The 21,373-nt window shown below is 66.9% G+C and carries 18 protein-coding genes and 5 pseudogenes; 5 read left to right on the forward strand and 18 right to left on the reverse strand.

The genetic code is table 11. The features are described 5' to 3' along the window. Nucleotides 1–4 precede the first annotated feature (4 nt). The 3 genes and pseudogenes from ADT71_RS27180 to ADT71_RS27190 all read right to left on the reverse strand — a co-directional run bounded on the left by ADT71_RS27180 (nucleotide 5) and on the right by ADT71_RS27190 (nucleotide 4,852). Nucleotides 5–877 carry an oxaloacetate decarboxylase gene (locus ADT71_RS27180; protein ID WP_054441878.1) on the reverse strand — a complete coding sequence of 291 codons (873 nt, stop codon included), beginning with the start codon at nucleotides 875–877 and terminating at the stop codon, nucleotides 5–7. A 23-nt stretch (nucleotides 878–900) separates the two neighbouring features. Next, nucleotides 901–2,790, reverse strand: a complete 1,890-nt coding sequence (locus ADT71_RS27185) for a hydantoinase B/oxoprolinase family protein (protein WP_054441879.1) — start codon at nucleotides 2,788–2,790, stop codon at nucleotides 901–903. Nucleotides 2,791–2,804: 14 nt separating this feature from the next. Then, a pseudogene (locus tag ADT71_RS27190) lies at nucleotides 2,805–4,852 on the reverse strand (hydantoinase/oxoprolinase family protein). Nucleotides 4,853–5,108: 256 nt separating this feature from the next. On the opposite strand from ADT71_RS27190, the pseudogene ADT71_RS27195 reads away from it, so the two are divergent. The 3 genes and pseudogenes from ADT71_RS27195 to ADT71_RS27205 all read left to right on the forward strand — a co-directional run bounded on the left by ADT71_RS27195 (nucleotide 5,109) and on the right by ADT71_RS27205 (nucleotide 8,886). Further along, nucleotides 5,109–6,613 (forward strand): annotated as a pseudogene (locus ADT71_RS27195) (aldehyde dehydrogenase). Between the two features lie 235 nt (nucleotides 6,614–6,848). Next, nucleotides 6,849–8,066, forward strand: coding sequence for an NAD(P)/FAD-dependent oxidoreductase (locus ADT71_RS27200; protein WP_054441880.1), 1,218 nt, complete (start codon nucleotides 6,849–6,851; stop codon nucleotides 8,064–8,066). Between the two features lie 76 nt (nucleotides 8,067–8,142). Beyond that, on the forward strand, nucleotides 8,143–8,886 hold the full coding sequence (locus ADT71_RS27205; protein WP_054441881.1) for an arylmalonate decarboxylase: 744 nt from the start codon (nucleotides 8,143–8,145) through the stop codon (nucleotides 8,884–8,886). 49 nt (nucleotides 8,887–8,935) lie between these two features. Here the strand turns inward: ADT71_RS27205 and ADT71_RS27210 are convergent, their stop codons facing one another. The 15 genes and pseudogenes from ADT71_RS27210 to ADT71_RS34630 all read right to left on the reverse strand — a co-directional run bounded on the left by ADT71_RS27210 (nucleotide 8,936) and on the right by ADT71_RS34630 (nucleotide 20,047). After that, on the reverse strand, nucleotides 8,936–10,114 hold the full coding sequence (locus ADT71_RS27210) for an ATP-binding protein (protein ID WP_197283148.1): 1,179 nt from the start codon (nucleotides 10,112–10,114) through the stop codon (nucleotides 8,936–8,938). Between the two features lie 38 nt (nucleotides 10,115–10,152). Next, nucleotides 10,153–11,440 (reverse strand): annotated as a pseudogene (locus tag ADT71_RS27215) (CaiB/BaiF CoA transferase family protein). Further along, a complete protein-coding gene (locus tag ADT71_RS34610) occupies nucleotides 11,437–11,613 on the reverse strand; it encodes a hypothetical protein (RefSeq protein WP_231636233.1) in 177 nt (58 codons plus the stop codon). The pseudogene ADT71_RS27215 and the gene ADT71_RS34610 overlap by 4 nt, the downstream one beginning before the upstream one ends. Further along, nucleotides 11,610–12,356: a hydroxymethylglutaryl-CoA lyase gene (locus ADT71_RS27220; RefSeq protein ID WP_231636234.1), complete on the reverse strand. Its 747-nt coding sequence runs from the start codon at nucleotides 12,354–12,356 to the stop codon at nucleotides 11,610–11,612. Before ADT71_RS27220 ends, ADT71_RS34610 begins: the two co-directional genes overlap by 4 nt. Beyond that, entirely contained in the window at nucleotides 12,353–12,970 is a 618-nt protein-coding gene (gene leuD / locus ADT71_RS27225) for a 3-isopropylmalate dehydratase small subunit (protein WP_054441883.1), read from the reverse strand. The genes ADT71_RS27220 and leuD overlap by 4 nt, the downstream gene beginning before the upstream one ends. Then, nucleotides 12,967–14,349 (reverse strand): 3-isopropylmalate dehydratase large subunit, encoded by a 1,383-nt coding sequence (locus ADT71_RS27230; RefSeq protein ID WP_054441884.1) that lies wholly within the window; start codon nucleotides 14,347–14,349, stop codon nucleotides 12,967–12,969. Before ADT71_RS27230 ends, leuD begins: the two co-directional genes overlap by 4 nt. 28 nt (nucleotides 14,350–14,377) lie before the next feature. Next, nucleotides 14,378–14,893, reverse strand: a complete 516-nt coding sequence (locus ADT71_RS34615; protein WP_231636235.1) for a zinc-binding dehydrogenase — start codon at nucleotides 14,891–14,893, stop codon at nucleotides 14,378–14,380. After that, nucleotides 14,878–15,396 carry an alcohol dehydrogenase catalytic domain-containing protein gene (locus ADT71_RS36070; RefSeq protein ID WP_369818355.1) on the reverse strand — a complete coding sequence of 173 codons (519 nt, stop codon included), beginning with the start codon at nucleotides 15,394–15,396 and terminating at the stop codon, nucleotides 14,878–14,880. Before ADT71_RS36070 ends, ADT71_RS34615 begins: the two co-directional genes overlap by 16 nt. Continuing rightward, a complete protein-coding gene (locus tag ADT71_RS36075) occupies nucleotides 15,393–15,482 on the reverse strand; it encodes a hypothetical protein (RefSeq protein ID WP_369818356.1) in 90 nt (29 codons plus the stop codon). Before ADT71_RS36075 ends, ADT71_RS36070 begins: the two co-directional genes overlap by 4 nt. Nucleotides 15,483–16,497: 1,015 nt before the next feature. Further along, nucleotides 16,498–16,764 (reverse strand): annotated as a pseudogene (locus ADT71_RS36080) (FAD-binding oxidoreductase); the annotation flags it as partial. After that, nucleotides 16,761–17,027, reverse strand: a complete 267-nt coding sequence (locus ADT71_RS34620) for a hypothetical protein (protein WP_231636237.1) — start codon at nucleotides 17,025–17,027, stop codon at nucleotides 16,761–16,763. The pseudogene ADT71_RS36080 and the gene ADT71_RS34620, both read right to left, overlap by 4 nt. 173 nt (nucleotides 17,028–17,200) lie before the next feature. Beyond that, complete coding sequence (locus ADT71_RS27245; RefSeq protein WP_231636238.1) at nucleotides 17,201–18,535, reverse strand: FAD-dependent oxidoreductase; 1,335 nt, start codon at nucleotides 18,533–18,535, stop codon at nucleotides 17,201–17,203. Then, complete coding sequence (locus ADT71_RS27250; RefSeq protein ID WP_054441885.1) at nucleotides 18,532–18,891, reverse strand: hypothetical protein; 360 nt, start codon at nucleotides 18,889–18,891, stop codon at nucleotides 18,532–18,534. The genes ADT71_RS27245 and ADT71_RS27250 overlap by 4 nt, the downstream gene beginning before the upstream one ends. After that, complete coding sequence (locus tag ADT71_RS34625; RefSeq protein ID WP_369818357.1) at nucleotides 18,888–19,469, reverse strand: methyltransferase domain-containing protein; 582 nt, start codon at nucleotides 19,467–19,469, stop codon at nucleotides 18,888–18,890. The genes ADT71_RS27250 and ADT71_RS34625 overlap by 4 nt, the downstream gene beginning before the upstream one ends. After that, a complete protein-coding gene (locus ADT71_RS34630) occupies nucleotides 19,397–20,047 on the reverse strand; it encodes a hypothetical protein (RefSeq protein ID WP_231636240.1) in 651 nt (216 codons plus the stop codon). The genes ADT71_RS34625 and ADT71_RS34630 overlap by 73 nt, the downstream gene beginning before the upstream one ends. A gap of 265 nt (nucleotides 20,048–20,312) precedes the next feature. Between ADT71_RS34630 and ADT71_RS27260 the strand changes: the two are divergent. Together ADT71_RS27260 and ADT71_RS27265 are read left to right on the forward strand one after the other, a co-directional pair. Then, nucleotides 20,313–20,555: pseudogene (locus ADT71_RS27260) on the forward strand (REDY-like protein HapK); the annotation flags it as partial. Further along, entirely contained in the window at nucleotides 20,552–21,373 is an 822-nt protein-coding gene (locus ADT71_RS27265; protein ID WP_054441887.1) for an SDR family NAD(P)-dependent oxidoreductase, read from the forward strand. The pseudogene ADT71_RS27260 and the gene ADT71_RS27265, both read left to right, overlap by 4 nt.

The following is a 21,373-nucleotide window of genomic DNA, read 5'->3' on the forward strand; positions in this document are numbered from 1 at the left end:
CGGCTTACTTCACCGGAGCCGGAGCAGGTGCCCACTGCTTCTCGAAGTCCCACACTTCGTCGAAGCCGATCAGCGAGCAGAACTCCTTGAAGTTGAAGATGCCCTCGGGCTCGCCGATGCCGTGGTCCTTGAGATCGCGCAGCGACTTCTCGATGGCGGTGCAGGCGACCAGGCTGGTGAGCGAGGGGTAGATCGCAAAGCCATAGCCGATCTCCTCCAGCACCGAGGCGAGCGGGATCGGCGTCGATCCGCCGTTCGCCATGTTGGCCATCAGCGGCTTGTCGAAAGCGGAGCAGGCTTTCGCCATTTCCTCCTCGCTTTCCAGCGCTTCGGGGAAGAGGACGTGGGCGCCCGCCTTGTCGTAGGCTTCGAGGCGGCGCATCACGCTGTCCAGCCCCTCGCTCTGGCGCGCGTCGGTGCGGGCGATGACGAGGAAGTCCTCGCTCTCGCGCGCGGCGATCGCCACCTTGATCTTCTCCACCATGTCTTCCACCGGGATCACCCGGCGGAACGGCGTGTGGCCGCACTTCTTGGGGAATTCCTGATCCTCGAGCTGGATCGCGGTGACGCCGGCGGCCTCGTAGCCCTTCACGGTGTGATGGACGTTGAGCAGGCCGCCATAGCCGGTATCGCCGTCCGCGATGACCGCCGCATTGCTGGTGCGCACCAGCGTTTCCATGCGGTTCTTCATCTCGGTGTAGGTGGCGATCCCGGCGTCGGGCAGGCCCCAGGCCGAGGCGGTAAGCCAGTAGCCGGTGCCATAGACGAGATCGAAGCCGACCTTGTTGGCGATCACCGCGGTGATCATGTCCTGGATGCCGGGAATGACGAAGAACTTGCCGCTCTCCAGCTTCTGGCGGAAAATCGGATTGGCCATGATGGTTCTCTCCTGTGTTCTGTTTATTCGGCGGCTTCTGCGAAAGCAGGAGCGGCCACATGCGTCCACTGCGGCGCGATGGGGGCGGGAAGGCCGGTTTCGGCAAGGCAGTTGGCGCGCAGCGTCTCGATGTCCGGGCCGAAGTTGAACACGCCGATTTCGCCGCGAGCCTTGCGCATTTCGGCGCGCAGGGCCTGCGTCGCGGCTTCGTCCACCGCGCCATCCACCAGCACCACGCCGTAGTCCTTCGCGCCTTCGGCGGTGACGAGGCCTTGCTTCAGTTCCTTGGCCAGCAGCGCGGGATCGCGGTCTAGCGGGTCGCCCCAGCCGCCGCCGCCCCAGGTGATGAACTGCAGCTCGTCACCGGCCTCGACCGGATAGTCCTCCAGCTTGTTGCCGACCACGATCTGCGTGCCGTCCGCCTTGGTGAGGATCTTCTTCGCACGCTTGCCCGGAAGGCCGCCGTTGACGCCCCAGGGCGGCACGAACCAGCGGTCGTCATGGATCGCGATCACGCCGCTCTCGAGGAAGCGGTACACCATGTTGATGCCGTTGCCGCCGCGATGGAGGCCCGCGCCGCCCGAATCCGCCACTGTCTCGTACTTGACGATCTCCAGCGGGAAATAGCGTTCGAGGAACTCGTTGGGAACGTTGGTGAAGCCGGGGAACAGCGAGTGTCCGTCCGGCCCATCGCCCAGCGGACGGCCGGGGATGCCGCCGAAGCCGATCTGGAACAGCTGGAACCACTTACCGGCCTTGTCGTGCCCGGCATAGAACAGGTGCGGCGAGGACGAGAAACCGGCGGCGTTGAGGAATTCCGGCGTCTTCTGGCCGAGCAACCCGCCCAGGATGTCGAACAGGCGGCCCAGGACGTGCGTGCGGCCCGAAAGCGCGGCCGGGAATTTCGGCTTGAGCAGCGAGCCTTCCGGGATGCGCACGTCGATCAGGTCGTAGTAGCCATCGTTGAACAGGATCTGCGGATCGAAGATCATGATCATGTAGATGCCGAAGAACATGCGCATCATGTTCTCGTTCAGCAGCATGTTGATCGAGGCCTTGGACTGCGGGTCGGTGCCGTCGAAATCGAGCACCACGCGGCCGTTTTCGCGCCACATCGTGCACTTGATCCGGTAGGGACCGTAGCCCATGCCGTCATCGCAGATGTAGTCCTCGAACGTGACCTTCTCCTCGCCGATGGAGGTTTCGATCAGGTGCTTCATCGCGCGGTGGTTGCGTTCGAGCAGCATTTCCGTGGCGGAGACGAACACGTCGTCGCCGAAGCGTTCCACCATTTCCACCACGCGGTGCGCGGCGACGCGGCACGAGGCGATCAGCGCGTTGAGATCCGCCTTGCACCAGTCCGGCGTGCGCGACTGGTGCATGACCAGCTTGACCAGATCCTCGTTGTATTCACCCTTCTTCCAGATCTTCACGGGCGGGATGCGCACGCCTTCCTGGAAAATCTCGGTGGCGTGGATCGGCATCGAGCCGGGGACCATGCCGCCGATGTCGCTCTGGTGGCCGAACATCGAGGTATAGGCGATCAGGCGCCCGTCCTTGAACACCGGCAGCAGCACCAGCCAGTCGTTACAGTGGCTGATGGCGCCGCCCACCGAATAGGGGTCCGACAGGAAGATCAGGTCGCCGTCTTCCACTGTGCCGTCGAACCCTTCGAGGAAGGGGCCGATGTAGGAACCGAACTGGCCGACGATCATCTTGCCCTGATGGTCGGCGATCAGCGGGAAGGCGTCTCCCTGTTCGCGGATGCCGGGCGACATCGCGGTGCGCACCAGCGTGGCGTCCATCTCGATGCGGGCGTTGCGCAGGGCGTTCTCGATGATGTCGAGGGTTACGGGATCGACGGGAACCGTCTGGAACGGGGCTTCAGTGGCCTGAATGATACGTGCGGGCATGGTCTTGGCTCCCCTCAGGCGAGGTTGATGAGGATGTTGCCGGCGTGATCGACAGTGCCGACGCAGTCGGCCTCGATCAGCGTGGTGGAGTCCATCTCGGTGACGACGGCGGGTCCGGGGATCACGTCTCCGGCGCGCAGCTTCGCACGGTCGTAGATGACGGCGGCCTGCATTTCGGTGCCGGTCCACAGTTCGTGGTCGCGGATCTTGGCGCGGATCGGATCGCCGTCTCCCTGCTCCAGCGGCGGCGAGGGCAGTTCGAGGGCAGGGCCCATGGCGACGGCGCGCAGGTTCACCAGTTCATGGGCGCTGTCCATGTTGAAGGTGAAGAGGCGCAGGTGCTCGGCATCGAAGCGGGCGGTGACGCCGGCAAGGCCGTCGGCGCGCAGCGTTTCCGGGTCGATCGAAAGCGGCACTTCGAAGGCCTGGCCTTCATAGCGCACGTCGAGTTCGAACTGGCTGGTGATGTCCGCCTCGGCAATGCCTTCGGCGGCGAGTTCGGCGCGGGTCTGCGCGGCCATTTCCTCCAGCAGGGCCAGCACGTCGGCCTCGCTGGTGTCCGCCACGCGCTGCGAGAACGAGCGCGCGGTTTCGGTGCGCATGCGGGTGGTGGCATCCCCAAGCGCGCAGAGCACGCCGGGCGAGACCGGCGAGACGGCGGGCCAGGAACCCATCAGCTTGGATACGGCATTGACGTGGAGCGGCCCGGCACCGCCGAAGCCCATCACCGCGAAGTCGCGCGGGTCGTAGCCCTGCTGCACCGAGATCATGCGCAGCGCGCCGAACATGTTCTCGTTGACGATGTCGATGATGCCGCGCGCCGCTTCCATCAGGCCGATGCCGAGCGCGTCGGCAATGGTCTGGACGGCCGCCTTGGCGCCTTCGCGGTCGAGCTTGAAGGTGCGCCGAGGAGGTTCTCGGGCAGGTAGCCCAGCACGACGTTGGCGTCGGTCACGGTGGGCAGCTTGCCGCCCTTGCCGTAAGCGACCGGGCCGGGCACCGCGCCTGCCGATTGCGGGCCGACGCGCAGCGCCTTGGTCAGTTCCGGCACATAGGCGATCGAGCCGCCGCCCGCGCCCACCGTCTTCACGTCCAGCGCCGAGGCGCGGACCGAGAGGTGGCCGACTTCGGTGGTACGCTGGCGGCGCGCCTCCAGGTTCTCGATCAGCGCCACGTCGGTCGAGGTGCCGCCCACGTCGAGCGTGAGGATGTTTCTGATGCCGGCATTGCGGCCGACCCAGATCGCCCCGGTCACGCCGCCTGCCGGACCCGACATCAGCAGCGAGACGGGGTGTTCCTCCGACTTTTCGGAAGACATCAGCCCGCCGTCGGAGCGCAGCAGCGAGAGCGAACCCGCCATGCCGGCGCCGCGCAGCGATGCGCGCAAGTTGCGCACGTACTTGCCGACGACCGGACGCACCGCCGCATTGGCGACCGTGGTGAGCGTGCGTTCGTATTCCTGCATTTCGGGCAGGACCAGATGGCTGAGCGAGATCGGCACCTCGGGCATGATCTCTGCCGCCAGTTCCGCCACGCGCGCCTCGTGCGCGCCGTTGAGATAGGCGTTGACGAGCGCGACGGTCAGCGCCTCGACGCCGGAAGCCTTGAGCGCTTCGAGCGCGGCGCGGATCTCGCCCTCGTCGATTCCGGCGGTTTCCTGTCCGCGCGCGTTCATGCGGCCGCTGATCTCGAAAGTGTCCTCCAGCGCGGCCAGCGGCTCGGGCTTGGGCCAGACGATCCAGCCGGCCAGGCCGCCTGGCACGAAGGAACGGGCGATCTGCATGACCTGCCGGTAGCCCTGCGTGGTGATGAGGCCGACGCGCGCGCCCTTGCCTTCAAGCACCGCATTGGTGGCCACGGTGGTGCCGTGCAGGAAGAATTCCACGTCGGACGGGGCGATGCCGCCCTTTTCGCAGACCGCGGTGACACCGTTCAGGATGCCTTCGGAACTGTCATGCGGGGTCGATGGCGTCTTGTGACGCCAGAACTCGCCGTTGTCCTGGTTGAAAAGAAGCAGATCGGTGAACGTCCCTCCGACGTCCACGCCCAAACGATAGGTCATGCGTTCCCCATCCGGCTTTGCCCTCAGGCAGTGTTCGGTTCCGGATCTCGGGCGCGGATTGCGGCCGACGACTCCGGGTGATGAAATGGTATATTGATATGACAATACGGCAAGGCCGCATTGCAGTCTGCGTACCGCGCCGGGGGTCGGGCGCTGCGGTTTCGGACAGAGTTATCCGCCAAGCGAATTTTTGGGGTGGCGGGGGGCCGCCGCGCCGTTCACCAGATTAGGAAAGGTCGCAACAAAGGAGACAGCCATGCCACTCGACTTCAGCACGCTTCGCCCCGGCACGAAGGAGTTTCTCGCCCGCCGCGCGGGCGGTGAGGGCCTGCTTATCGGCGGGGCATGGGGCACGGCTGCGCAAGGCGCCACCTTCGCTACCCTCGATCCGGCCACCGGCAGCGAGCTGGGACAAATCGCCAAGGCGGGCGCGGCCGATGTCGATGTCGCCGTTTCGGCCGCCCGCGCGGCGCTGGCCGGCTGGGGCGCCACCGTGCCGGTGGAGCGCGCGCGCATCCTGTGGAAGATCGCCGACCTTATAGAAGCGAACATCGAGACCTTGCCGAACTGGAAACGCTCGACCAGGGCAAGCCGCTGTTCGTCGGCCGCTGGGCGGAGATCCCCGGCGCGGTGAACCAGTTCCGCTTCTTCGCCGGGCAGGCCATGGCGATCGAGGGCAGCACCCTCGAAAGCTCGATCAACTACCAGCCGCAGGGCAAGCAGATGCGGACCTGGACCGTGCGCGAGCCGGTGGGCGTGGTGGCGGCCATCGTGCCGTGGAACTCGCCGCTGGTGCTCACCGCGATGAAGCTGGCGCCCGCGCTGGCGGCGGGCTGCACGGTGGTGCTCAAGCCCGCCGAGGATACCTCGCTCACCGCGCTGCGGCTGGCCGAACTGATGGTGGAGGCCGGTGTTCCGGCAGGCGTCATCAACGTGGTGACCGGCCTTGGCGGCGAGACCGGCGCGGCGCTGGCCGCGCATCCGGGGGTGGACAAGATCGCCTTCACCGGCTCCACCGCCACCGGCCGCGCGGTGCTCGATGCCGCCAAGACCAACTTTAAGCGCGTGACGCTGGAACTGGGCGGCAAGTCGCCCTCCATCGTCATGCCCGACGCCGACCTTTCGCTGGCGATCCCCGGCGTGGCCAATGCCATCTACTTCAACGGCGGGCAGGTCTGCATCGCCGGATCGCGGCTCTACGTCCACCGCTCGGTCCATGACCAGGTGGTGGAGGGCGTGGCGGAATATGCCAAGGGCCTGAAGCTCGGCCACGGCCTTGCCGCCGATACGCAGATGGGCCCGGTGGTCTCGCTGCGCCATGCCGAGCGGGTCGAAGGCTTCTTGCAGCGCGCGCGGGCCGAGGGGGCGACGATGCTGGCGGGCGGCGAACGCACCGGCGAGGCGGGCACCTTCATCACCCCCACCGTGGTCGTCGACGTGAAGCCCGGCATGGAGATCGTGCGCGAGGAAGTGTTCGGCCCGGTGCTGGTCGCGCAGGCGTTCGACGATGTGGAGGAAGTGATCGCCGCCGCCAACGACAGCGAATACGGCCTTGCCGCCAGCGTCTGGACCGAGGGGCTGTCGAACGCCCACCGCATGTCGAGCGCGATCAAGGCGGGCACGGTGTGGATCAACTGCCACGCCATGTATGACGCCACTCTTGCCATCGGCGGGGTTAAGCAGTCCGGCTGGGGCCGGGACAGCGGGCGGCAGGCGCTGGAAAACTACCTTGAATGGAAGACCGTCTGCGCGGTCGTCTGATCGGGGGCATCATTGCGGGTTGAGGGAGGAGGGGCGCATCGCAAGGTGCGCCCCTTTTCGTTGTCCTGCCTGCGCCGCTCCGTGCCGGCCGCCCCCCCGGACCGGCTGCGCGCGGGCGGAGTGTCCGCCAACCGGCGCGCCTCCCCGAACCTCGGATAGTTCCGCGACTTCGCCCGCCCCGCCGGACCGCCCGGTCCATAGCGGGGGACGGAACAGGAAATGGAGTCTGCTCGATATGGCGGCAGTTGAACGGTGTCAGGTGGCGATCGCGGGGGCGGGACCGGTCGGAACGGTTCTGGCGACGCTGCTGGCGCAGGCGGGTATCGACGTTGTGGTGCTGGAAGTGAACGGCGATTGTGCGCAGGACCTGCGCGCCTCCACGTTCCATCCGCCGACGCTGGAAATGCTCGACCAGATCGGGGTGACGCCGATGCTGCTGGAGAAGGGGCTCAAGGCGCCGGTCTATCACTGGCGAGACCGTCACTCGGGCGAAGTGATCGACTTCGACCTTGCCGAGATCGACGACGTCACCCGCTACCCTTTCCGCATCCAGTGCGAACAGTATCACCTGTCGCGTGCGCTTGCCTCGGGGCTTGAGAAGCAGGGCAATGCCGATGTCCGCTTCGGCCAGCGCCTGCTGACCTTCGAGGAGGACGCGGACGGCGTGAACCTTGCGGTCGAGACGATGACCGGCATCGCGCAGATGCGCTGCGATTACCTGATCGGTGCGGACGGCGCGAATTCCATCGTGCGCAAGTGGCTGGGCATCGAATTCGACGGGTTCACTTATCCCGAACGCTTCCTCTGCCTCTCGACCGCGTTCGAACTGGGCGACCACATCCCCAACCTGGCCTGGGTCAACTACGTGTCCGACCCGGACGAATGGCTGGTGCTGCTGCGCGTGCCCACGCTCTGGCGCGTGCTGGTGCCGACCGACGGTTCGCTCAGTGACGAGGAACTGCGCTCGGATGCGATGAAGAACGCGATCTTCGGCAGGCTGGTGGGCGACGGGGAGATGGTGAAGACCGAGCACCGCACGCTCTACCGGGTCCACCAGCGCGTGGCGAAATCCTTCCGCGAGGGCCGCGTGCTGCTGGCGGGCGATGCCGGGCATCTCAACAACCCGCTTGGCGGCTTCGGCATGAATTCGGGCGTGCATGATGCCTTCAACCTTTTCGAGAAGCTGCTGCCGGTGCTCAAGGGGCAGAAGACGGGTTCGGGGGCAGAGGAGAACCTCGCGCTTTACGACCGGCAGCGCCGCGAAGTGACGCACAGCTTCACGCAGATGCAGACCAAGGAAAACATGGCGATGATCCGCGGCGGGCAGGACGAGGCGCACAAGCGCCGCCGCGAAGCCATGCTGGCGATCAAGCAGGACGATACGCGCCGCCGCGCCTACATGCTGCGGCAGGCGATGTACGAGAGCCTCGCCCAGGCGGCCGAGATCCGCTGAACCAGGTCGTAAACCAGACCCCCGGCACCCCATCAACCAGCGGCACCGGCACCGGTCCGCAACAGGAGTATCTGCAATGGGAGACGTTCTCGGTTGGCGAAAGCTGCTGGGTGTCATCGCCCCCTCCACCAACACCGTGGTCCAGCCGGACATGGAGCGCATGCGCCCTGCGGGCGTGACCAACCATTTCTCGCGCATCTATGTCGAGGACCCGCTGGCGCTCTCGAACGAGGATTTCATCGCCGGAACCACGGCGATCGCCGAAAACACGCTGGACGCGGTGCGATCGGTGATGACCTGCAAGCCGGACTACCTCGTGCTCGGCATGTCGGCGATTACGTTCTACGGCGGGGTCGAGGGTAGCCGGAAATGGAAGAGGCAGGTCGAGGAACTGGCGGGCGTCGGCGCCTCGACGGGGGCGGAATCGGTGGCGGCGGCGCTTCATGCCTACGGCGCGAAGACGGTGAGCTTCGTTTCGCCCTATTACCCGGTCGCCAATGCCGAAGTGCGCAATTTCCTGGAGGAATCGGGCTTCACCGTGAAGCGCGACGTGCCGCTGGAATGCCGCTGCTGGACCGACATCGCCAAAGTCGGCCCAGACCGCCTGCGCGAGGTGATCGAAGAGCTGGACGGGGATGATGTCGACGCCATCGTGCAGGTCGGCACCAATCTCTCGATGGTGGACCTTGCGGCCGAATACGAGGCGAAACTGGGCAAGCCGGTGATCGCGATCAACACCGCAACCTACTGGCACGCCCTGCGCGCGCAGGGGATCGCGGACCGGATCGAAGGCATGGGCCGCCTGCTCGCCGAATACTGAGACATGCGCCGCACCGGAGCGGTTCCGGGGCGGCGCAAAGGATCGCCTGTCACGAACCCGAAGGCATCGACAGTTCGAAGACCGTCAGGTTCCTGTCCGAGCTGACATGTACCGTGCCGCCGTGCGCCTTGGCGATTTCGGAAACGATGAACAGCCCGAGCCCCAACCCGTTCCCCCGCTCGTTCCCGTTCGCCATGGTGAAGGGTTCGAACAATGTGGGGACGAGCTCCGGGGCGATCGGACCGCCTTCATTGGCGATCGACAAACTGAACCGCCCTTGCCCGCTGCGCGCGTGCACGGTGATCGGCCGGTTCGGCGTTCCATGGACGAGCGCGTTGCCGACCAGGTTGGAAAGCAATTGCGAAATCCGGGAAATGTCGCAGATGATCGGTTCTTCCAGATCGAGGATCACATCGATCGATGCCTCTGGATGAACGATCTGCAATTCCTCGATCACCTCTCGAACGGGCGCTTCCAGCGAGTCCGTCGTCTGCAGATCGAGGAATACGCCGTCGCCCAGGCGGCCGCGCGCAAAGTCCAGCAGGTCGTCGATCAGCATTTCGATGCGCCGGGTGCTCTGGCCCATGTTCTCGATCACCAGGGCGGCCCGAGGTGAGGGATCCATCCTTGCAAGCAGCCTCATTCCCGAAACCACGGCGGCGAGGGGATTGCGCAGATCGTGGCCGAGGATGGCGATGAAACGTTCCCGGATCAAAGCGGAACGATCCGCATTCGCCAGTTCCTGCTCCTTGCGGTGCAGATCGTCCTGAAGGTCGAGTTGGAGGCCGATCAATCTGGCGAAATTCTCGAATGTGGCTACGATTCCCGGATCGGACAGTTTGGCGGGAAGCGGGTCCAGCGCACAAAGGGTTCCGAAGAAACTGCCGTCGCGGCGGAAGATCGGGATCGAGATATAGCTTTCGAAGCCATATAGACGCGGCGTGTGGTGATTATGGAATATCGGGTCCAGGGCCACGTGATCGATGATCACGCCGGTTCCCGAATCCCGGATCTCGTCGCAGATCGTCGTCTTGAGATCGAGCGAGCCGCCCACTTCCAGGCCGAAGGCAATTTCGTCCCTGACCGCACAGGCCGTCCAGCTGGTGCTGGTCACCCGGGCCACGGCGGCGAAGCGCAGGCCGGTAATGCGGCAGGCTATCTCCAGGATGGAGGGCACCGCGTCGATACGGGCGACCGCTTCCATATCATCTGCGATCAGGTCCGACATCGCGTGCATTTGCTTCCCTAGCCTTGAACCCGATTGGCCTAGCTCAGTATGACTACGCGATCAAATTCAAGTCTGGGCCTCAATCCTTCCGGCTGCAGGGCGCGGGGGCGGCGCCCCGGGAACGGAAAGCTCAGGCCCCTACCGCGCCTTGCGCGACGAGGGCTTCGATCCGCTCCGGCGCATAGCCCAGCGTTTCGAGCACCGCGCGGCTGTTCGCGCCGGGGGGCGGGCAGCGTCACCGGCGCGCCGGGGCGCAGGCCGCCCATCTGGAGCGGGATCGTCGGCAGGCGGGTTTCCTCGCCGGTGTCGAGCACGACCGGTTCCAGCCCGCCTTCGGCCAGCTGCGGATCGTCGAACATGTCCTCCGGACGGGCGATGGGGGCGAAAGGCAGGCCGGTGCCTTCCAGCTTCGCCACGATCTCGGCCCGCGTCATCGAGGCGACGAGCTGGCGGACCTGCGGCAGGATACGGTCGCGGGCGAGGACGCGCTGGTTGTTGGTGCGCAGGCTCTCGTCGGCCCAGAGCTCATGCAGTTCGAACAGGGCGCAGAACTTCTGCCACAGCACGTCGGAAACCACGCCGATGAACACGGGCTCGTCGCGGGTTTCGAACACGTCGTAGATCGCCCAGGCCGAGATGCGCGCGGGCATCGGCGCGGCGGCTTTCCCGGTGACGGCGAACTGCGCCATGTGCTGGCCAACGAGGTAGGCGGTGGTCTCGAACAGGCTGGCGACGACCTTCTGGCCGCGCCCGGTGCGATGGCGCTCCTCCAGCGCGGCGAGGATGCCGATCACGCCGAACATGCCGCCGGTCACGTCGATCACGCTGGAGCCCGCGCGCAAGGGACGTCCCGGCGGGCCGGTCATATAGGCAAGGCCGCCCATCATCTGCGCCACTTCGTCCAGCGCGGTGCGCTGTTCGTAGGGGCCGGGCAGGAAGCCTTTTTCCGAGCAGTAGATCAGGCGCGGATTGGCCTGTGCCAGTTCCTCGTAGGACAGCCCGAGCCGGTCGAGCGCGCCGGGGCGGAAGTTCTCGATCAGCACGTCGGCGCCCTCGGCGAGGTCGCGGGCGACCTGCAGGCCCTCGGCCGACTTGAGGTCGAGGCAGATCGACTGCTTGCCCCGGTTGTACATCGGGAAATAGCCCGAGCCCGAGCCGAGCAGGCGCCGGGTCTGGTCCGCCGATGGGCTCGATCCGCACCACTTCGGCGCCCAGCCCGGCGAGGATGTGGCCCACGGCGGGGCCCATGACCATGTGCGTGAATTCGGCGACGCGGATGCCGGCCAAAGGCTGCGGGACCGCTGGCTGCGGGGCGTTCTCGCTCATCGGGCGATCCTTTCGTTGTAGTCGAGCATCGGCCCGGCATCGGGCGTGAAGCCGTAGAGCGGTTCGCCGGGCAAGGCGGCGGCCAGAATCTGGCGCACTTCCAGCAGGCGTTCGATGTCGATGCCGGTATCGAGCCCCATGGCATTGAGCATGAGCACGAGATCCTCGGTCACGAGATTGCCCGAGGCCCCCGGCGCGGCGGGCAGCCGCCGAGCCCGCCGAGCGAGGCGTCAAGCGTGGTGATGCCCTCCTCCAGCCCGGCCAGCGCATTGGCGAGGCCGAGCCCGCGCGTGTTGTGAAGGTGGAGCGTGGTCAGCATGTCGGCGCCGACCGCCGCCCTGACCTTGCGAACCAGCCGCCGGACCTGCGCGGGGTCGGCATAGCCGGTGGTGTCGGACAGGCTGAACTCCTGCGCGCCTGCCTCGGCCGCGGCAAGGGCGAGGCGCACGACCGTATCTTCCGCCACGGCGCCTTCGATGGTGCAGCCGAACGCGGTGGCGAGGCCGACGGCGAAGTGAACGCCTGCCGCCCTTGCGATTTCGGACGCGGCCGCGATTTCCGCCAGCATCGCCGGATGGTCCTTGCGCACGTTGCGGATGGAGTGGGTCTCGCTCATCGAAAGGGGGATCGACATGGCGTGGACACCCGCCTCCACCGCCCGCTGCGCCCCCTTGGCATTGGGCACGAGGGCGACGACGTTGAGCCCCTCGATCCCCCGCGCGAAGCGGACCAGTTCGGCGGTGTCGGCCATCTGGGGCAGCAGGCTGGGCGGCACGAAGCTGCCCACCTCGATCTCGCGCACCCCGGCGGCGGCCTCTGCGGCGATCCACGCCTTCTTGGCCTCCAGCGGCATGATCGCCTTGATCGACTGCAACCCGTCGCGCGGGCCGACTTCGGAAACGAGTATCTGCGTCATGGTGTTCTTTCGAGAGTGGCCCCGAGGTAGACCCAGGGCCGCGCCTTGCGGTCGGCCGAGGTCCAGTCCTCGATTTCCGGCAACGACTTGAGCGTGAGGTCGATGGCATCGAGCCCTTCGAGCAGCATCTCGCGCGGTTCGGGCTCGATGGCGAAGCGGTGGATGGCGGCGCCGCAGCGCACTTCCTGCGTGGGCAGGTCCACGGTCACCTCCTGCCAGGCCATGGCGGCGATGGCCGCTTCGGGCAGGACCACGGGAAGGAGCCCGTTGCGGATGCAGTTGGCCCGGAAGATCGGTGCGAAGCCTTGCGCGATCACGCAGCGCATGCCGTACTCTGCCAGCGCCCAGACGGCATGTTCGCGGCTTGATCCGCAGCCGAAGTTCGCCCCGCCCAGCAGCACTTGCGCGCCCGCCGCTTCGGGGCGGTTGAGCGGGAACGCCGGGTCCGGCACGCGCGCGGCGGCGTCGATATAGCGCCACGGCGCGAACAGCCCGTCGGCAAGGCCGGTGCGCCCGGTGCTTTTCATCTCGCGGCTGGGGATGATCGCGTCGGTATCGACATTGTCGCGCAGCAGCGCGGCCGCGCGCGAGGTGAGGGTGGTGAACGGGGTCATCGCGCCGGCTTCCGGATCATGAGTTCGCGGGGATCGGCGATCGCGCCGGCAATCGCGCTGGCAACCACGGTTTCCGGGCTGGCGATATGGGTGCGGATGCCCGGACCCTGCCGCCCCTCGAAGTTGCGGTTGGTGCTGCTGATCGTCCGGCTGCCTTCGGGGAAGCGTTCGCCCCCTGCGAAGAAGCACAGCGAGCAGCCGCTTTCGCGCCATTCGAACCCGGCCTCGGCGAAGATCGCGTCGAGCCCCTCGGCCTCGGCGGCGCGCTTCACGGCGGAGCTTCCGGGCACCACCATGGCCTTGCGGATCGAGGGCGCGACATGGCGCCCCTTCACCAAAGCGGCGGCGCGGCGCAGGTCGGAGAGACGGGCATTGGTGCACGATCCCAGGAACGCCACGTCGATCGGCGTGCCCAGCAGCGGGCTGCCGGCATCGAGGCCGATATAGTCGTGCGCCCGCGCCGGTCCCTGCGGCACCGTGCCGTCCACCGGCACTGCATGTTCCGGGCTGGTGCCCCAGCTCACCATCGGGGCGAGCGCGGCGGCGTCTATCACGATCTCGCGGTCGAACCGGGCGTCCTCGTCGGTTTTCAGGCCGTGCCAGTATGGCTCGCCGAAGTCCTCCGGCGCATAGCGGCGGCCCGCCAGATATTCGAAAGTCTTTGCATCCGGCGCGACGATGCCGGTCATGGCCGCGAACTCGGTGGCCATGTTGCACAAGGTCATGCGCGCCTCGATGTCGAGCGCGCGCACAGCCTCGCCCGCGAACTCCACCACATGTCCCGCGCCGCCGCCCGCGCCGTGCGCGGCGATGAGCGCCAGCACCATGTCCTTGGCGGTGACGCCGGGCGCAAGCGTGCCGGTATAGGTGACGCGCATCGTCCCCGACCGGTCCAGCCGCAGCACGCCGGTTGCCATGGCATGTTCCGCCTCGCTGGAGCCGATCCCCCATGCCAGCGCGCCCAGCGCGCCCTGCGTGCAGGTGTGGCTGTCGGGCGCGACAAGGGTGACGCCGGGCAGGACGATACCAAGCTCGGGTGAGATGACGTGGGTGATGCCCTGGTCGCGGTCGTTCACGTCGAACAGGGTGATCCCGGCGGCCCGCGCGGCGGCGCGGGTCTCGGTGATGAAGGCGGAGCCGCCCTCCATCAGCGTGCCGTCGCCGCGGCCGGGGCGGGTATCGACGATATGGTCCATCACCGCGAAAACGCGCGCCGGATCGCGCACGGGGCGCCCCGCTGCCGCCATCGCCTTGAGCGCGGCGGCGCCGGTCCGTTCGTGCAGGAACACGCGGTCTATGGCGATGAGCGCGGCCCCGGTCGCGCTGTCCGCGACATGGTGGGCCTGCCAGATCTTTTCGAAGAGAGTCTTGCCTGTCATGTGTCGTCGCACCCGCTTTCGCGCGGTTTCAGTCGTCCTGTCCGGCAAGGTCGACCACGACCTTGCCCATCGATCGGCCCGAGAGCAGCCGCTCCACCGCGCCGAACACGCCCTCGATGCCGATGTTCGGCTGATCGTCGAACCGCACCTTGATCCGGCCTTGTGCGTAAAGGTCGAAAAGCCGCTCGCGCGCATCGGCCCAGTGGGGCGTGAGCAGCCCGTTCATGAAGCCGCGTACCGAAGCGCCCTTGTAGTAGATGGCATGGGCGATGCGCGGGCCGGTGACGATCTCGGGCTTGCCCTCTAGGTCCGAGGCGGCGCCGCCCACCACGAGGCGGCCATGATTGGCGAGATTGGCGAGGAAGGCATCGAAGATCGCGCCGCTCACCGTGTCCACCGCCACGTCGAGGCCGCCGGGATATTCGGCCGCCAGCACGGCGCCTACATCCTCGGACTTGTAGTCGATCACCCGTTCCGCCCCGAGCGAGGCGACGAAATCGCATTTCGCCCGGCCGCCCGCCACGCCGATCACCCGCGCGCCCATGAGAACGGCAAGCTGAACCAGCAGGTGGCCGAGGCGCCCGCCGCTGCCGAAATGGCCACGGTTTCGCCGCGTTTCAGCTCGCCGATCCGCTCCAGCGCGACAAGGGCGGAAACCCCGGTGGAGGCCAGCGCCAGATATTCGCGCTTGGCGGCGGGCGCTTTCACGAACTGGCTGGCGGGGCCGGTATTGGCCTCGCGGTAGCCGCCGGTGAAGCGCACCGTCACGGCCGCATCGCCCACCGCGAAGTCGCTCACACCTTCGCCCACCGCTTCCACCGTGCCGATGGCCTCCACGCCGGTGAAAGTGGGCAGGGCGATCTTCACATAGTCCACCGCGTTGCGGGCGATCTGGGTGTCGAAGATGCCGTTGACGCCGCAATGCAGGTTGCGCACGCGGATCTCGCCGGGACCGGGCGCGGCCAGCGGCAGTTCGACGATCTCGCTTCCTTCGCGGAACGAGGGCGCGACGCGTTCGAGACGGATGGCGCGGTAGATCTCGCTCATTGCGCGATCTTTCCCTGCGGGAAGCCGAGCCCGCCCGGATTGAACAGGCCCTTGGGGTCCATCACGTTCTTCACCGCATCCAGCACATCGAGGAACGCGGGATCGCGCGTCTCGCGGTAGGGATAGCGCGGCCGATCTGGAAATGGGCGGCGCCGTATTCTTGCAGATCGCCTTCACCTGCTCGCGCGCTTCGGCGACCAGCGCGGTCGCCTCCGGCGCGGGGCCAAGCTGCTTCAGGCGCTTGAGATGCTCGGGCTCGACCATGGATTCATGGACCGGGCGATAGCCTTCGGGCCAGAAGAACACCGGCTCGATGACGATGGCATTGGTGGAGAGCGAGGAGAACAGGAAACCGTTGTGAATGCCCAGCGCATCGAAGCGGGCCTTCATCGCATCGAAGTAGGCGCGGATTTCGCCGAACATGGCAGGCGCGGTGGAAAGCGAGGCCTGTCCGTGAACCGGCACCCAGCTTTCGCCTTCGGGGCCGAGGATCGAGTTCGGCGCCGGGAACGGCATGGCACGGATCACCTTGGCGATCGAGTTCTCGATCTCGGTGCCGCCGAAGCGCCTGGCGATATCGCGGGCACTGGCGATATCGGCCGCCACCGATTCCTTGCAGCGGCCCTCGGCGGTGATGTGAAGCGGGTAGTCGTCCTCCGGGATGAAGTCGCGCCCGCCCATGGCGATCTTCGCGGCGGCCAGCAGGCCCTTGCCCAGCGACTTCTCCTTGGCCACGACTTTGCCCAGCGTCTTCACGTCGCTGGCGAGCGACATGCGGCGCATGCGGACCTTGGTGAGGCCGGGGTCGAAGCCGCAGGTCTCCGAAGCGATGCCGGCGCGGGTCATTTCCGCCAGCGCCTCGATCATGATCTGGCCGGTGGGGAACGAGAACGAGACCGAATCCTCGAACCGGGGCGTGCGGATCAGGCGGAAAGTCACTTCGGCCTTGAGCCCCAGCGTCCCGGAATCGCCGCAGAACAGCCCGGCGAGATCGGGGCCGAAGTGGCGGTAGTGCGGCGTGTCGCCGTCAGGGCCGCGCGCGCCGGTGCGCAGCGTCCGTCCGTCCGCCAGCACCATGGTCACCGCGATCACGCTCTCGCTGGAGGTGCCGTGGTGCCCGGCGCCGAACATCGCGTTGAGCTGCGAAAGACCGCCGCCGATGGTGGAATAGATGCCCGACATCGGCCCCCAGAAAGGGGTGCGCAGGCCATGCGGCGCGAGCGCCTCGTTGAGCGCGCGCCAGGTGCAGCCGCACTGCACGGTCACCGTCATGTCCTCGGGGCTGATCTTCAGCACCTTGTCCATGCGGGTGGTGTCGATGGTGACGGTGTCGTCCGTGACCGGAAGATAGCTTTCGGTATAGCTCATGCCCGCGCCGCGCGCGCCAGCGCCACACCTGCCTCGTTCGCGGCCTTGACCACGGCGGCGAGCTCAGCGGTGGTGGCAGGCGCCACGGCCAGCATGGCGACGTGATCGGCGCGGGTCCACACGTCCTCGCTGAACAGGCGAAGGCGCGCCTCGTCGTCGCTGACGTTTTCCGGCCCGACGATGGCCACCAGCGCGGCGCGCAGGTCGGCGGGGCAGGGGGCGATCCCGGACAGGGTTTCGTTCGTGGCAGGGTTGGCGGACATGGCTTGGTTCCCCGGACGCTGGAAGCCTTGAATTGGCTTTTTCTTAGATCAATTGAATGCAGGTTTCGCGATTGCCCGCCTGTCGGATGAACATGGTCACCTGTCGGACAGTTCGGCCTCTGCGAAAGCGCTCCCCACGCGCGCGGCGCCCAGCCCGGCGAGCCGCCCGAAGGTCACTGCCGTGGCAAGGCCCATCGCGGGCAGGTAGCCCCAGTAGGACGGTCCCGAGACCGACCTTGCGGCGCCGCGCCGGCGAAGAGATTGGGCAGCCGCGTGCCATCGGCGCGCAGGACGCGGGCCTCGCCGTCGATCTGGAGGCCGCCCTGCGTGTGGAAGATCGCGCCCACCACCCTGAGCGCCCGGTACGGGGCGGCAGGCGGCAGGTCGGTTCCCCAGACGCGGCCCAAGGGGTCGGCTCTACCCTCGCTCTGTGCCGTTTGTGTCGCTTTCAGTGTCGCTTCGAGCGCGGCGGCGGGAACGCCCATCGCCTCGGCCAGATCGGCGATGGAATCGGCCTTTTTCAAGGCGTTGAGGGCCTTGAGCTGCTGCATCTCGGGAATATAGTCGGCAGCGGCCTCGATCCTGGCGTCGAACACCACCCAAACGTGATCGCCCTCCTGCCGAAGCACCGGATGGACCATGCCGGCGATGTCGGCGGTCTCGTCGGTAAACCGCTCCCCCGCCATGTTGACGAGCACGCCGCCCTCCACCGGAACGCCCGGCGGCACCGGGATTCCCTGCGGTTCGGTCAGCATGGCGTAGCCCTGGTAGGCCCCCATGTCGCCCAGGGCGGCGCCCAGCTGCTCGCCCACCCGCACTGCCGTTCCCCGGCTGCCTTCGTGGCCGTTGTTCCGGGCATGGGCCATCTCGGGCATGTACCGGGCGACCATGGCGTGATCGGCGGCAAAACCGCCGCAGGCCAGCACCAGCGCGCCACAGCCCACACGCTCTACCGAGCCATCGCGCCGGGTCAGGGAAACGCCCAGAATTCGGCCGTTTTCATCGGATTCTACCCCGGAAAGCCGGGTGCCCGCCATCACGTCCACCCCGGCGTCGTCAAGCCGCCGGTGCAGCAGTTCCACCATGTCCTGCCCCGAATGGCCGCGCCATCCGTGAACCCGGTAAGTGCTGTTGCCATAGGCTGGGCGGAAGCCGGTATCGAGCTGCCACGGCATGTCGAGAGCGCCGACCATCCAGTCCACCGTCGGCCCTGCGTGATCGGCGATGGCGCGGGCCAGCACCGGGTCGGTCTGCCCGCGGGTCTTGGCGATGATATCGGCATAATAGCGCTCGGCATCGTCCTCGATCCCGTGCTCCGCCTGCGACCGGGTGCCCGCCGCGCAGATCAGGCCCTGCGACATTCCGGTGGAGCCCATGGGCCGCTCGTCCTGCTCGACCAGCAGCACTTCGGCACCGGATTCCCGCGCGGAAAGAGCGGCAATGCAGCCGCATGCCCCGCCGCCAACCACCAGGACCGGGACGCTGAATTCGAAGGCCTCGCCGCTCATGCCTCGCTCGCGAGTTCGTCGCCCACATCGCCCGAGGCGACATCTTCGGCGAGCATGGCGGCCTCGTTCTCCTGCTGCACGACGCGCAGGATGCGGGCGATATATTCCTGGTTCCACATCTGCCGTTCGGCCGAGGCAGCGCGGTCCGGCGTGAATGCGTCGATCTCGCCTTCCGACAACACGCCCTTTTCGAGCAGCAGGCGTTCCAGCGTGTCCGCGCGCTGGCGGGCAACCGCCAGTTCCTGCGCCACCGCCATGGTGATGGCGAGGACCCGCTCCACTTGCGGTTCGAGGAAATAGGGGCGTTTTCCGGCCGGTTTGGCGCCGGCGTGGTTGAGGGCGTCGGTAAAGCTCATGCCACGGCTCCGATCACGTGCCAGGCCGCCTTGCGGCCGTAATCCTCGGTTTCGTCCTCGGCCGCATCGGGGAACAGTTCGCGGTCGACGACGCCGAACACGCCGCCGTGGATCAGACTGTCGGCGGCGAACCCCGCGGCGACCATTTCGGCATCGAGGTCCATCTCGTGCATCCGGCTCCAGAACGGCTCGTTGTTGTAGAAGGCATCCCAGTCGCGCATGGCCTGCTCGCAAAGTGGCATTTCAGGCGCGTACTGCGGCTGCTCCACGTGAAGGACGACGCCGCCGGGCCGCAGCAGGCGGCGGGTCTCGGCGAAGATATTGCGCAGCGCCCTCGTCGAAAGCTCGTGCAGGAACATCGTCGTCTGGATCCAGTCGAAGCTCTGGTCTTCGAACAGCGAAAGATCCTCGCCGCTGGCCTGCACGAAGCGCACGTTGTCGACGCCGAGCGACTTGGCGCGCGCAAGACCGTAGCGCAGGACCGGCGCGCCGAGATCGGCGATCGTCAGTTCGGCGTCGGGGAAGGCCTGGGCCAGCGGCAGGCTGGAATGGCCCACCGTGCCGCCGATTTCGAGGATCTTGCGGGGCTTGAAATCCGGAAGGTTGCGGCGGACCCAGTTGACCACGGCATGCCCGCCGCGTCCGAATACTTGCCCAGCAAGCCGCTGGTGGTGACGAAACCGGCGTGGTCGTAATTGGCGCCGTTGGTCACGTCGCCGGGGAAGTATTCCGTGTGGTAACTGCCCGGCATGCAGTGATGATCCACGGCCGAGACGTAGCGCGGGATTGGCAGCGTGGGATCGAGGGCCAGTCGCTCGTCGCCATCGGTAAGATCGGCGGCAATCCGGGCAAGCCGTTCGTTCTGGCGCAGCGCCGTCCAGCGCCCGGCCTGCTGCCGCTGCTCCATCGTCATGCGGCGCAGCGCCGACCAGGTCTGGAACGCCGGGTCATCGAGCATGGCCTTGCGCGCTTCGTGGCGATTGGCGAGCGGACGGCCGTTCTGCGCGGCGAAGCCCGGCGCAACGCGGTTCTCAAACGATGCCTTGACCCCCGGCACCACGCGCGCGGCGAGATGGCGGTTCATCTGCGCGAGGAAGTTGATCCGCTCGATCTCGTCATGGCTGGTCTCGGGGAAAACCGCGTGGCGGCCAATCACCCGATAGTCCGGCGGGCCATCGTAGGCCGCGTTAGGGTCGTTGCGGCCGGGGCTGGGGAATGGGGTTTCTGAGACGTCTTCACGGCCTACCTCATTTGTTATAGAGATATGATATAATGGCCGGGCGCCGGAAGCAAGCACGCTAAGCGGCGATGACCGGCAGGCGACAAGAAAGGGACGAAGAATGCTGATTTTCGCGCTGTTCAACTTGAAGCCGGGGGTCTCGGTCGAAGTCTATGAGAACTGGGCCCGCGAATCGGACCTCCCCACGGTGAATGCATTGTCCTCGATCGAGAGCTTTCGCGTTTTCCGCACGACCGGCGTGCTCGGCAGCGATGCGCCGCCGCCGTTCGGCTATGTCGAAGTGCTGGACGTGAAGGACATGGAGCAGTTCGGCGCCGAAGTGGCTTCGGCGGCGATGCAGGAAGTGGCCGCTGCATTCCAGGGCATGGTCGAAGTGACATTCCTCACCACCGAGGAAGTGACCATCGGAGAATTGGCCGCATGAGGTTCGCGGGCAAGGTTGCGGTCGTCACCGGGTCGGGCCGCAAGGGCGGTCTTGGCGAGGCCATTGCGCGGCGGCTGTCGGAAGAGGGGGCAAGGGTCGTCATCTCGGACATCGGCGGTTCGCGCGATGCGGCGACGCCGGATGGCATGATCGGCGGAACCGAGGAAATGCGCGAGATTGCTGCCTCGCTGCCCTCCGGCGGCTCGACGTTCGCCTGCGACGTGCGCGATCCGGCCCAGGTCGAGGGATTGGCCGATCATGCCATGGAAAAGCACGGTTCGCTCGATATCTGGGTGAACAATGCGGGCATTGGCTACATCATGAAGCCGCTCGCCGAAGTCTCGCCGGAAGACTGGCGCGCTGTGATCGATGTGAACCTGAGCGGGGCGTGGTTCGGCCTTCAGGCGGCGGCGGCGCGCATGGTGCGCCAGGGGCGCGGCGGCCGCATCGTCAACATCGCCAGCCAGGCCGCCAAGTCGGGCTTTCCCCATGCTCAGGCCTATACGGCTTCCAAGCACGGGCTTGTCGGCCTTGTGCGGTCTGCCTCGATCGAGCTTGGACCGGAAGGGATCACCGTCAACAACGTCTGCCCGAACCATGTGACGACCGGCCTTGGCAAGTGGCAGAACGAGCATTTCGCCGAGGTCCAGGGCATCTCGGTGGAGGAATACCTCAAGCGCATGGCTGCGCGTATTCCGATGGGCCGCCCCGGCCTGCCGCAGGACACCGCAAGCGCGGTCGCCTTCCTCTGCTCGGATGAAGCGGCCTATATCACCGGGGAAAGCATGAATGTCTCGGGCGGTGAGGAACCGCACTGA

Origin of the sequence: Novosphingobium sp. ST904, from assembly GCF_001298105.1 — a bacterium.
Classification (GTDB): domain Bacteria; phylum Pseudomonadota; class Alphaproteobacteria; order Sphingomonadales; family Sphingomonadaceae; genus Novosphingobium.